The sequence below is a fragment of the Aquitalea pelogenes genome (assembly GCF_041914625.1).
GTDB lineage: Bacteria > Pseudomonadota > Gammaproteobacteria > Burkholderiales > Chromobacteriaceae > Aquitalea > Aquitalea pelogenes.
This window is the reverse complement of the sequence record NZ_JAYSDA010000009.1, coordinates 145,487-157,871: the sequence shown is the minus strand read 5'-3', so window position 1 is coordinate 157,871 and position 12,385 is coordinate 145,487. Positions and strand designations below refer to the sequence as shown.

The window sequence follows — 12,385 nt, the reverse complement described above, 5'->3', positions numbered from 1 at the left end:
GGGAATGGCATGTGGTTGACCCGCGTCAGCGTGCGCAATCCCTATTTCGCTACCGTCCTGATGCTGTCCCTGCTGGTGCTGGGACTGTTTGCCTGGACGCGACTGCCGGTGGAAGAGCTGCCGGACATCCGTTTCCCGGTGGCCGTGGTCAGCACCGCTTATGGCGGTGCCTCGCCCGAAGTGGTGGAAAGCGAAGTCACCCGCCCGCTGGAAGAGGCCATCAATACCATCAATGGCATCAAGCACATCCGTTCCTATTCGTTTGAAGGCAATTCCACCATCGTGGTGGAGTTTGCGCTGACGGTGGACCCGGCCGTGGCGGTACAGGATGTGCGCGACCGGGTGGGCGGCGTGCAGGGCCGCTTCCGTCGTGAAATCGGCACGCCGTCGGTGTCGCAGTTCAATCCTAACGATCAGCCCTTGCTGTCCATCACCTTCAGTTCGGACCAGGTGTCGCAACGCAGCTTGACCACCTGGCTGGAAAACACGCTGAAAAAACGCCTGCAGATGGTGTCCGGCGTGGGCGAAGCCAAGGTGGTGGGCGGGCTGAGGCGGCAAATCCGCATTGATGTCGACCCTTACCGGCTGGAGTCCAGCGGCCTGTCTTTGCAGGAAGTGGCCGATGCCATCCGCGCCGGTAACCGCGACTTCCCGGCCGGGGCGGTCAGCAGTGCCAGCAACGAGCTGAATGTGCGGGTCAGTGGCAAGCTCAAGTCGCCGGAAGACTTTGCCAACCTGGTCACCGGTTACCGCAATGGCAGCCCCATCCGGCTGTCGGATGTCGCCAGTGTCAGCGATGCCGAAGCCGAAGCCAGCAGCACGGCCTTGATTGATGGCAAACCCGGGGTGGGTATCGATATCCGGGCGGCGCGTGGGGCCAATGTGGTGGAAGTGGCCAATGGCGTGAAGCAGGTGATCGATGCCATGCAAGGCCGCATGCCGGCCGGCACCCAGGTGCACTTCACCTACGACAAGTCCGCCGAGGTGAAAAAGTCGCTGGCCGATGTGGAGGCCACCTTGCTGGAAGGCGCGGCGCTGACAGTGCTGATCGTATTCTTGTTTCTGGGCAGCTGGCGCAGTACGGTGATTACCGGCCTCACCTTGCCGGTGGCGCTGGTGGGCACCCTGTTTGCCCTGCAGGCGCTGGGCTTCACCCTCAACCTGATGACGCTGATGGCACTGTCCCTGTCTATCGGCCTGTTGATTGACGACGCCATCGTGGTGCGGGAAAACATCGTGCGTCATCGCCAGCTGGGCAAGAACCATGTGCAGGCGGCGCTGGATGGCACCAATGAAATCGGCCTGGCGGTACTGGCCACCACCCTTACCGTGGTGGCGGTGTTTCTGCCGGTAGGCTTCATGAGCGGCATCATCGGCAAGTTCTTTCACCAGTTCGGCCTCACCGTAACGGTAGCCGTGCTGATTTCCATGCTGGTCAGCTTCACGCTGGACCCGATGTTGTCTTCCATCTGGCCGGACCCGCACCAGCATGGCGACCGGCACCGTGGCCCGCTAGGGCGCATGCTGGACTGGTTCGAGGCTTCGCTCGACCGGCTGGCACAGCGCTATGTGGGCGTCATCGGCTGGTCGCTGGCGCATCGCAAGACCGTGTTGTCCTTGGCTGTCCTGCTATTGCTGGGCAGCTTCATGCTGTTGCCGCATATCGGCGGCGAATTCATGCCGCGTCAGGACAAGGGCAAATTCTCGCTGTCCTTCAAGACGGCTCCCGGCTCCTCGCTGGATTACACCGTGGCCAAGGGCCGCGAGCTGGAAGCCCTGCTGCGTCAGCTGCCTGATGTGCGTTCCATCCAGCTGACGGCCGGTAGCAGCAGCTTTGGCGCCAGCAAGAGTGACGGCCAACTGGTGGTGGACCTGGGGGACAAGAACAGCCGCCGGCACAGCCTGTTTTCGTTGATGCAGCAGGCCCGCGCCAAGGCGGGCCGTGTGGCTGGCGTGGAGGTGGAGTCCATCGAGGAAATGGGCAAGGAAGGCCCTGGTGGCAAGCCCATCAGCATCGGCTTGCGCGGCAGTAGTCTTGCCGAGCTGGATGCCGCTGCCAGCCAGCTGATGAGCCGCCTGGCACGGGTAAGAGGGGTGGGCGATCTGCAAAGCAGCCTGTCCGATGCCGACCCGGCCATCAAGCTGGAAGTACGCCGCGATGCCGCCGCCAGCCTGGGGGTGGACCTCAACAAGGTGGGCAGCACGCTGTCGCAGCTGCTGGCCGGGGATGTGGTCAGCACCTGGGAAGCGCCGGACGGGGAAAACTACGATGTGCTGCTGCAAGTGCCGCGTGCCGAGCGCAGCAATGCCTTGCTGGACATCATTACCGTGGCAGGACGGGCCGATGCCAATGGCGCCGCCAGCATGGTGCCGCTGTCCACGGTGACCCGGCTCAGTCCGGGGCTCAGCCCGCGCCAGATCGACCGGGTCGACCTGCTGCGCCAGGTGACGGTCACCGGCAATATCGCCGGGCGCGATGCCGGTTCGGCTTTTGCCGATATCAGCACGATCACCGCCAGTCTCAAGCTGCCCGCCGGGGTCAGCCTGGCCGAAGAAGGCGAGCGGCGCGACATGGAAGAGTCGCTGGGCTATGCCTTGCAGGCGCTGGCCATGGGGGTGATCTTCATCTACATGATCCTCGCTGCCCAGTTCCGCAGCTTCACCATGCCGCTGGCCATCATGGTGGCGCTGCCGCTGGCCTTTGTCGGCGTGTTCGTGGCGCTGTGGCTGTCCGGTTCCACGCTCAATATGTTCTCCGTCATCGGCATCATCATGCTGATGGGCCTGTGCGCCAAGAACGGCATCCTGCTGGTGGATTTCATCAACCAGTCGCGCCGCGAGGGCATGGCCCGTACCGAGGCCATCATTGCTGCCGGCCGGGTGAGGCTGCGGCCCATCATGATGACCAGCCTGGCCATGATCTTCGGCATGCTTCCCATGGCCGTCGGCAGCGGGGAAGGGGTGGAAACACGCGCCCCGATGGCCTTTGCCATCATCGGCGGCATGGTGAGTTCCACCGTGCTGACCTTGCTGGTGTTGCCGGTGGTGTACAGCTATCTGGATGGTGTGCGCCAGTTCTTGCGGCGCAGGCTGGCAGCCGGCAGTCAGCAGCCGGCCGGGGAAGATGGTGCAAGGAAGGACTGACCCAAAGGTCAGCTAGACAACAGCTTCGTTTTCTATAATCGGATTCTTGATTCTGTCTGAAGCATCCGGTTTTCCGACCCGCAGCCGAACGGTTGCGGAAGGCCTGGGGAGAACGTCATGTACCGCTGCTTTGCCAGCTGTTTGCTAGCTGTGCTGTTGTCACTGTCCGCACTGGCTGCGGTGCCGCCAGTCCCGCTGCGTTATGCGCTGGTGTCCGGGCTGGAAGACCCGCACCTGCCCTACATGCTTTCCCTGTTGCAACTGGCCTGTGACGAGGCGGAGCTGCGCTGCCAGCTGCAAGCCGCCGCCGCCATGAACCAGTCGCGTGCCATGGTACAGATGGGCAAGCGGGACGGTGGCATTGACCTGTTCTGGGGCATGACCAGCCGCGAGCGTGAGCAACAGGCCATTCCCATCCGCATTCCGCTGGACAAAGGCTTGCTGGGCTGGCGGGTGGCGCTGGTCAATGCCAGCCAGCCAGACGTGCTGGCCGGTGTCCGTGATGTGACGCAGCTGTCCCGGCTGGTGGCCGGGCAGGTGGCGGACTGGCCGGATACTGCCATCCTGCGCAATGCCGGCTTGCAGGTGCTGACCAGCCAGGATTACGGCAATCTGTTTCCCATGCTGCAACGCAAGCGCTTTGACTACTTCCCGCGCAGTGTGATGGAAGTCCAGCGCGAAGCCGCCTTGCCAGTGGCCAAGGGCTTGCTGATCGACCGCAACCTGGTGCTGCACTATCCCACGGCCATGTATTTTTTTGTCAGCCCGCTCAAACCGGAACTGGCCGCGCAACTGGAGCAGGGCCTGCGCAAGGCATTGAAGGATGGCCGTTTCAACCAGCTGTTCCAGCGCTATAACGGCCAGTTGCTGTCGCAGCTGGCACTGGGCAAACGGCAGGAAATTGCATTGCCCAATCCGCAGTTGCCAGCGGCCACGCCCTTGCAGGACCGCGCCCTGTGGTACCGGCCTTGATGCCGGTACTGGCATATCAGTGTTGTTGCCCTTCTTCTTCCAGCCACTGGCAAAAGGCGGTGACCAGTTCATCGCCCACCAGTGATTGCGGTACGGCCCAGGAATAACCCCGTACCGCAATTTCCGGCCCCGCCAGTGGTGCCACCAGTTTGCCGCTGGCCAGTTCGCTTTCTATCACCGGCAGCGCGCCCAGCGTCACGCCCAGCCCGTCCACCGCAGCCTGCAAGGCCAGGTAGTAATGATCGAAATGCTGGTCGGCGGCCGACTGCAAGCCGGGCACCCCGGCAGCAGCCAGCCAGCGTGCCCAGGCAACAGGCCTGGTTTCCGAATGCAGCAAGGTGTGCCGGGCCAGGTCGGCAGGCTGCCGGATGGGCAGGCGCGCCAGCAAGGCCGGGCTGCATACCGGGATTTCCCGCTCGGTAAGAAAGGCATGAGAGACAAAGCCATGCCAGTGGTCCTTGCCGCGACGGATGGCAATGTCGAAGTCGGCATTCTGGTTGTTGATGCTGGCATCCGATGTCGCCAGGCGCAATTCCACCCCAGGGTAACGCAGTTGGAAGCGGGTGAGCCTGGGCAGCAGCCAGTGCATGGCCAGCGTGGGGGTGACATTGATGTTCAGCCGTTTCCCCTGCTGGCGCGCCTGCAGTTTTTCGGTGGCGCTGGCAATGCCGTCCAGCGCGGTCTGGATGGCGGGCAGATAAGCCTGACCGGCGGCCGATAGCCGCACCCGGCGGCCATGGCGCTCGAACAGGCTGACACCCAGCCAGTCCTCCAGCTGTTGGATCTGGCGGCTGATGGCACCGTGGGTCACATACAGGGCTTCGGCTGCAGCGGTGAAACTGCCTTGTCGTGCAGCAGATTCAAAGGCCTTGAGTGCATTGAGTGGAGGTAGACGGCGATTCATGCTGGTGAGTTTAGCTCACAAAGAATGCCATAAAAACTCGTTTGTTCTGGCGGCGTTGGCGGGCTAGCCTTGCACTATGAATCCATCACTTGTCATTCCTACGCGCCGCCAGTTGTTTCTGGGTTTCTTCAGCATCGGTTTGAGCGGCTTTGGCGGCGTGCTGCCTCTGGCGCACCGCATGCTGGTGCAGCAACGCCGCTGGCTGAACGAGGAAGAGTTTACCGAACTGTTGGGGTTGGGGCAGATTCTGCCCGGGCCCAATATCGTCAATATGTCCATCGCCATCGGCTCGCGCTTTCATGGTGTGGTCGGTGCCTGGCTGGCTGTGGCCGGGCTGATGCTGGCGCCGCTCATCATCGTGCTGGCCATGGCCATGTTGTACGACCATTACCAGAGCCTGCCGGACGTGCAAGGCACCTTGCACGGGCTGGCCTCGGCGGCGGCAGGCCTGTTGCTGGCCATGGTGTTGCGCATGGGCCAGAAACTGGAAGTGCACTGGCAGGCGGTGCTGCTGGCCATGCTCACCTTTGTGGCGGTCGGCGTGTTGCGCTGGCCCTTGCTGCCGGTGTTGCTGGCACTGGGGCCGCTGTCGGTATGGCTGGCCCGGCGTCGCCAGCGCTCTGGAGATGAGCCATGTTGATCCTGCTGTCCTTGCTGGCCAGTTTTTCCCTGTTTTCGCTGATGGCGGTGGGCGGCGCAGTGACGCTGATTCCGGCCATGCACAGCTATGTGGTGGAAAGCCATCACTGGATGAGCGGCCAGGAGTTTGCCGCCCTGTTTGCCATCGCCCAGGCAGCACCGGGACCAAATGTGCTGGTGGTCAGCCTGATTGGCTGGAAAGTGGCTGGCCTGGCCGGTGCGCTGGTGGCCACCGTGGGCATGTGCGGCCCGTCCTCGCTGCTGTGTTACTACGTCACCCGCTTGTGGCAACGCTTTCATGGTTCGCCGTGGCGAAGGGCCATCGAGCGCGGGCTGGCCCCGCTGACCATCGGCCTGGTGGCGGGCAGTGCCATGCTGATGAGCGAGGCGGCCAATGCCCGCTGGACCGGCTGGCTGCTGTGCGGCGTAGTCGCTGTCATTGCCTGGCGCAGCCGCATCAATCCGCTGTGGCTGCTCGCTGGCGGGGCTTTGCTTGGCTGGCTGGGGTGGATCTGAAGCTTTGCCCGGTGCGTCATCAGTGTTTCACGCAGTGTGGGCAGACTGAATGGCTTGCACGCTGACGGAGAAACCATGCGCCTGTGGTCGTTGACACCTGCCCGGCAAAACCTGTTGCTGACCCTGCTGGCCTTGCGCCTGTGCCTGGTGGAGCTGGTGGCTGTTCCGGTGGCGGTGCTGTGCCTGCATCCGGCCTGCGGCCTGATGCTGTTGCTGACCTTGCTGCTGATTCCGCTGCGCTGGCAATTGCTGCATGAGGCGGCACATGGCCACCTGTTGCCATCCGCCCGCCATAACCGGCTGACAGGCCGGCTGATGGGTATCACGCTGGGCCTGCCATTCGATGTGTGGCGGCAGGCGCATCAACTGCACCACCGTTACAGCCGCAGCCGCTGGCATCAGGTTGAAGTGTACGACCCCACCCGTGAACGCTACTGGATGCGCCAGTTGCTGCTGATCCTGCGCATGTGCGGCGGTGCCTACCTGCTGGCATGGTGTGGCAGCCTGTTGCTGTTGTTCGTGCCCGGCTCTGCGCGCTGGCCGTTTTTGTGTCGCCACTTTGCCTTGTGGCCGCGCCTGCATGTGCGCATGCAGCGTTGTGGCCGTCTGTCCACTGCGCGCACCGATGCCGCGCTGGCACTGCTGTTGCCGCTATTGTCCTTGCTGGTGTACGGCCAGCATGACTGGATGCTGTGGCTGGCACTGCTGTTGCGCGCGCTCTTGATTTCCCTGACCGACCATGTCTGCTTTGCCGCCCAGGCGCTGGGTTGCCCGCGTCGGGCGGCCAATCTGTTCTTGCCGCGCTGGCTGGGCTACGGCTTGCTCAACAGCCATCTGCGCGGCGTGCACCAGCGCTGGCCGCATTTGCCCTGGCAAGCGCTGCCGCAGCAGTTTGCCAGCACCAGTGAGGGCTGGGACGGGGATTATCTTGAGCGGCTATGGGGCGAGCAATGGCAGCTTCAGGCCAGAGACCATCTGCCGGTAATACCCCTGTAGAAGTCAGGGATGGGTATAATGCCGCTGAATTCATTACGCCAGGCTAGTAAGCCCACACCGACATGACCCAGCTCAAGAATGACACTTTCCTGTGTGCGCTCCTGAAGGAGCCGGTTGAATATACCCCCATCTGGATGATGCGCCAGGCTGGCCGTTACCTGCCGGAATACCGCGCCACCCGCGCGCGCGCGGGCAGCTTCATGGGCTTGTGCACCAGCCCGGACTACGCCACCGAAGTGACCCTGCAACCGCTGGACCGCTTCCCGCTGGATGCCGCCATTCTGTTCTCCGACATTCTCACCGTGCCGGATGCCATGGGCCTGGGCCTGTACTTTGCCGAGGGCGAAGGCCCCAAGTTCGAACGCCCGCTGCGCGACGAGCAAGCCATCCGCGCACTGCACGTGCCGGTACTGGACAAGCTGCAATACGTGTTCGACGCCGTGTCCAGCATCCGCAAGGCGCTAGATGGTCGCGTGCCGCTGATCGGCTTCTCCGGCAGCCCCTTCACCCTGGCCTGCTACATGATTGAAGGCGGTGGTTCGGATGACTTCCGCCACGTGAAAGCCATGCTGTACAGCCGTCCCGAACTGCTGCACCACATTCTGGCGGTCAATGCCCAGACCGTGACCGACTACCTGAATGCCCAGATCGACGCCGGTGCCCAGGCGGTGCAGATCTTCGATACCTGGGGCGGTGCGCTCAGTCATGCAGCCTACAAGGAATTCTCGCTGGCCTACATGCAGCGCATCGTGTCCGGCCTGAAGCGCGAAGCCGACGGCCGTCGCGTGCCGGTGATCGTATTCACCAAGAATGGCGGTCAATGGCTGGAAGACATCGCCGCCATCGGTGCGGACTGTGTCGGCCTGGACTGGACCACCGACATTGGCCTGGCCCGTGCGCGTGTGGGTGACAAGGTGGCACTGCAAGGCAATTTCGACCCGAACGCCCTGTTTGGTTCGCCTGCTGCCATCGAGGCGGAAGCCGGCCGCATTCTGGCGGCGTATGGTCAGGGCTCCGGCCATGTGTTCAACCTGGGGCATGGCATTTCCCAGCATGCCGACCCGGCTCATGCCGCGGCACTGGTTGAAGCGGTACATCGTCTGTCGCGTCCTTACCATCAGTAAGTCTTGCCGGCAGGTTGGGGCATGCTGCCCCGGCCTGCCCATTTGCAAGAATCCAAGCTTTATTTCCTGCCTGATTTCCAATTGTTTTTCGATTTTCCGCGCTTGCTGTATCTTTTCTCCTGCATTTTGGGGTGGGGGTATACCCCGTTTTCCCTTGTGGTTTTGGCTGCATCCTGCTGTAAATGGATGGCATGCTTGAAAGGGGTGTTGACAGTTGCACCGACTGTTGTTCTCGGAGTTATGCACACTGCAATAGCCCTTGGAGACAAATTGTCAAGTCCGATGGGCAAAATTAGTGCAATGTATGTAAGTTGTTGAAATTAAAAGAAATATTTTTCTGATTAATTTTTGTGCAATCTAATGGAAATGCTGATTTAATGGCCTTTCCATGCCAGGATGCAGAGTTGTTCACAAAGATATCCACAGCTTCTGTGCATAGATGGCGCAAAGCCTTGTCGGCCTTGGCTTTGCAGTAAAGGGAAAATTTACCGTGGGTTCTCAGAGAGTTCAGGTGGTGGTTGATCTGCCCCTGTTTGGCGCATTTACCTACCTGTCTCATTTTGATGTCATACCTGGTCAACGGGTGGCGGTTCCCTTTGGCAAAAGACAGCTGTGTGGCGTAGCCGTCACTGGCATACCCCCAGAGGGTTTGTCCGACAGCCAGCTCAAAGTGATTGATCAGGTATTTGACGGCTTGCCGCCACTACCGGCGGATTTCCTGGCCCTTACCGAATTTGCCGCTGCCTATTACCACTATCCCCTTGGGCCGACGCTGTTCACCGCCTTGCCCACCGGCCTGCGTGAAGCGCGCGATATCACCCCGGTCGATGAACGTCCGTTTGGCCTGAGCGATCAGGGGCAGGCAAGCCAGCCTCCTGCACGGCAGCGGGCACGCCTGGCCTTGTGGCAGGCCTTGTGCGATGGCCCGCTTACGCAGGCACAAGCCCGGCTGGTCACACCGCAGGCAGGCAAGATTCTGGCGGACTGGCTGGCCGAAGGGCTGGTGCAGCGTGTGACGGCAGAGAAGCCTGCCTTGCAGCTGGGCAGTGCGCCACAACTGAATGCAGACCAACAGGCCGCACTGGATGCCTTGCTGGCGCAGCCCGGCGGTTTCCAGCCCTGGCTGTTGCATGGCATCACCGGCAGTGGCAAGACCGAAGTCTATTTGCAGCGCATTGCCCACAGCCTGGCTGCCGGGCAGCAAGTGCTGGTACTGGTGCCGGAAATCAACCTTACCCCCCAGTTGGTGGAGCGCTTCATCCAGCGTTTTCCCGCCACCCGCATTGCGGTACAGCACAGCCAGCTGGCGGAAGGCGAGCGCCTGCGCAACTGGCTGGATGCCTGGCAAGGACGTGCCGATATCGTGATCGGCACCCGCTTGTCGGTATTCACCCCCATGCCGCGCCTGGGGCTGATCGTGGTGGATGAAGAGCATGATGGCTCGTTCAAGCAGCAGGACGGCTTACGCTACCATGCACGTGATCTGGCTATCTGGCGCGCGCACCGGGCCGGCTTGCCCATCATTCTGGGCAGCGCCACGCCCAGTCTGGAAACCGTGGCCAATGTCGAAGCCGGCCGCTACCGCCGGCTCAAGCTCAGCCAGCGGGCCCATGGTGCCGCCAGGCTGCCGCAGGTACGGCTGGTGGATACCCGGCGTGCCAAGTTGACCGAAGGACTGTCCGATCCGGTGATCAAGGCCCTGGCAGCCCGGCTGGAGCGGCGCGAGATGAGCCTGGTGTTCATCAACCGGCGTGGTTTTGCCCCGGTGCTGGCCTGTAGTGACTGCGGCTGGACCAGCGGCTGCCCGCGCTGCTCCACCCGGCTGGTGCTGCATTTGCTGGAGCGCAAGCTGCGCTGCCACCATTGCGGCTGGGAAGAGGCAGTACCCCATGCCTGCCCGGAGTGCGGTGCGCCGGACATCAAGCCGCTGGGCGAGGGCACGCAGCGGCTGGAATCCGCACTGGGGCGTCTGTTTCCCACTGCGCGCATCCTGCGCATAGACCGCGACACCACCCAGCGCAAACAAGCCTGGGAAGAGATTTACCGCCAGGTGCATGCCGGTGAGGTGGACATGCTGGTCGGTACCCAGATGCTGGCCAAGGGCCACGACTTTGGCACCCTGTCGCTGGTGACCGTGCTGAATGCCGATGGCGGTTTGTATTCGGCTGACTATCGCGCTTCCGAACGCCTGTTCGCCCAGCTCACCCAGGTGGCTGGCCGCGCTGGCCGGGCCGATGCCCCCGGTGAAGTGCTGGTGCAGACGCAATGGCCGGATCACCCGCTGTATCAGGCACTGGTGGCGCACGATTTTGATGGCTTTGCCGCCAGCCTGCTGCAAGAACGCCGTCAGGCAGCTTTTCCGCCGTCGGTACATCAGGCCCTGCTGCGCGCCGATGCCACCGAACTGGCACAGGCCACAGCCTTTCTTACCCAGATACGCAGCCAGGTACAAAACCTCGCTGCTGGCGTGTTGATTTCCGGCCCGGCCCCGGCGCTGATGGTGCGGCTGGCCAACCGCGAGCGGGCCCAGTTGGTGCTGGAATGTGCCAACCGTCAGCAACTGCACCAGTTTCTCGATCAATTACCCCCGCTGCTGGATCAACTGGCACGCCAGTATGGCCGGGGTTTGCGCTGGTCGCTGGATGTCGACCCGCAGGAGATGTAAATGAAGGTGTTTTTCCCCGTTGTGGCACTGGCGCTGTCCTGCCACATTGCCACTGCCGCCGCGCTTGACCTGCACGGACTCAAACCCGATGAAGTGGCTGTCTGGGCCGCTCCGGTAGAAGGCGGCCCGGAGCTGGCCAGCCTGCGTGCAGATGTGCCGGTCAACCCGGCTTCCACCATGAAATTGCTCACCAGCTGGACTGCGCTCAACCGGCTGGGCCCCGGCTACCGCTGGACCACCCGGCTGGTCTCCGCCGCACCGGTACAGGACGGTGTGCTCAAAGGGGACCTGGTGTGGGTAGGGGCGGGCGATCCACGCTTTGGCATGGCCAATCTGCGCAGCCTGCTGCACGACCTGCGCCTGCGTGGCATCCGCCAGATTGATGGCCGGCTGCTGCTGGACAAAAGCGCCTTCAGCAGCATAGGTACGGCCGAAAATTTTGGCGGGGACGAAGGCAAATCCTTCACCGTCGAGCCAGACGCCCACCTCGTCGCATTGAAAGTGGCCTGGTTGCGTTTTTTCAACGACAGCAACGGCACACGCGTAGTGCTGGACCCGCCACTGGCCGGAGTCAGCCTGCAGACGAGGCTGAGCAATGGCGGTGACACCGCAGCCACTTGCCCGGATGTGCGCCAGTGGGTGCACATCAGAGAGCAGGGCAGCCAGCTTGAAGTCAGTGGCAAGCTGCCCGCTGCCTGTGATGGCAGCCAGGCCTATGTCAACGTGCTGGATCACAACGACTTTGCCGCACAGAGTTTCACCGCCTTGTGGCAAGAGCTGGGCGGCAGTGGCCCGCAGGGCATGGCACTGGGCCGCGCACCGGCCAATGCCCGCACGCTGGCGCAATTCCAGTCCGAGCCACTCACCACGGCGCTTAACGACATCAACAAGTACAGCAACAACACCATGGCGCGCACGGTTTTCCTGACGCTGGGGCGCGAGGCGGCAACAAGCGGCGATACCCCGGCCGATGCCCAGGCTGTGGTGCGCAGCCTGCTGGCCGAGCAACATATCGCGGCAGATGCGCTGGTGCTGGAGAACGGTTGCGGCTTGTCGCGCCGTGAACGGGTATCGGCCCGCCTGCTAGGCCAGGTATTGCTCAATGCCGCCCGCGGCCCTTATGGCAACGAATTGATGGCCTCCTTGCCGCTGGCAAGTGAAGACGGCACGCTCAAGCGCCGCTTTGCCAGCATCGGCCCGCGTCTGCGCATGAAAACCGGCACGCTGAAAGACGTGAAGGCCCTGGCCGGCTACTGGCAGGCGGCAGATGGCCGACGACTTGCCATGGTGGCCATCGTCAACAGCCCGCGTGCGCCAGCCATGGCCGGCGCACTGGATGCCGTGGTGGCCGACCTGATTCACCGCTTCGACCGCAGCGCGCCTGCCCCGGCTGACGCTATAATGCAACCCTGAACCCACCACGCA

9 protein-coding genes are annotated in these 12,385 nt (G+C 62.8%); 8 read left to right on the top strand and 1 reads right to left on the bottom strand.

The window, feature by feature from the left end:
* The first annotated feature begins 9 nt into the window (after nucleotides 1–9).
* Nucleotides 10–3,144, top strand: coding sequence for an efflux RND transporter permease subunit (locus ACE3SE_RS09930; protein WP_374554971.1), 3,135 nt, complete (start codon nucleotides 10–12; stop codon nucleotides 3,142–3,144).
* Nucleotides 3,145–3,261: 117 nt separating this feature from the next.
* Nucleotides 3,262–4,116, top strand: a complete 855-nt coding sequence (locus tag ACE3SE_RS09925; protein WP_374554969.1) for a hypothetical protein — start codon at nucleotides 3,262–3,264, stop codon at nucleotides 4,114–4,116.
* A gap of 16 nt (nucleotides 4,117–4,132) precedes the next feature.
* Here ACE3SE_RS09925 and gcvA read toward each other — a convergent pair whose 3' ends face one another.
* Nucleotides 4,133–5,020, bottom strand: a complete 888-nt coding sequence (gene gcvA / locus ACE3SE_RS09920) for a transcriptional regulator GcvA (RefSeq protein ID WP_062789528.1) — start codon at nucleotides 5,018–5,020, stop codon at nucleotides 4,133–4,135.
* Between the two features lie 76 nt (nucleotides 5,021–5,096).
* On the opposite strand from gcvA, the gene ACE3SE_RS09915 reads away from it, so the two are divergent.
* The 6 genes from ACE3SE_RS09915 to dacB all read left to right on the top strand — a co-directional run bounded on the left by ACE3SE_RS09915 (nucleotide 5,097) and on the right by dacB (nucleotide 12,373).
* Nucleotides 5,097–5,660 carry a chromate transporter gene (locus ACE3SE_RS09915; protein ID WP_374554967.1) on the top strand — a complete coding sequence of 188 codons (564 nt, stop codon included), beginning with the start codon at nucleotides 5,097–5,099 and terminating at the stop codon, nucleotides 5,658–5,660.
* The gene (locus ACE3SE_RS09910; RefSeq protein ID WP_045845459.1) at nucleotides 5,654–6,175 is read left to right on the top strand and encodes a chromate transporter; all 522 of its coding nucleotides are present in this window, start codon (nucleotides 5,654–5,656) and stop codon (nucleotides 6,173–6,175) included. The genes ACE3SE_RS09915 and ACE3SE_RS09910 overlap by 7 nt, the downstream gene beginning before the upstream one ends.
* A 75-nt stretch (nucleotides 6,176–6,250) precedes the next feature.
* Nucleotides 6,251–7,171 (top strand): fatty acid desaturase, encoded by a 921-nt coding sequence (locus ACE3SE_RS09905; RefSeq protein ID WP_374554965.1) that lies wholly within the window; start codon nucleotides 6,251–6,253, stop codon nucleotides 7,169–7,171.
* A 62-nt stretch (nucleotides 7,172–7,233) separates the two neighbouring features.
* Nucleotides 7,234–8,295: a uroporphyrinogen decarboxylase gene (gene hemE, locus ACE3SE_RS09900; protein WP_374554963.1), complete on the top strand. Its 1,062-nt coding sequence runs from the start codon at nucleotides 7,234–7,236 to the stop codon at nucleotides 8,293–8,295.
* A 490-nt stretch (nucleotides 8,296–8,785) separates the two neighbouring features.
* Complete coding sequence (locus tag ACE3SE_RS09895; RefSeq protein ID WP_374554961.1) at nucleotides 8,786–10,960, top strand: primosomal protein N'; 2,175 nt, start codon at nucleotides 8,786–8,788, stop codon at nucleotides 10,958–10,960.
* Nucleotides 10,961–12,373, top strand: coding sequence for a D-alanyl-D-alanine carboxypeptidase/D-alanyl-D-alanine endopeptidase (gene dacB / locus ACE3SE_RS09890; protein ID WP_374554959.1), 1,413 nt, complete (start codon nucleotides 10,961–10,963; stop codon nucleotides 12,371–12,373).
* Nucleotides 12,374–12,385: the final 12 nt, after the last annotated feature.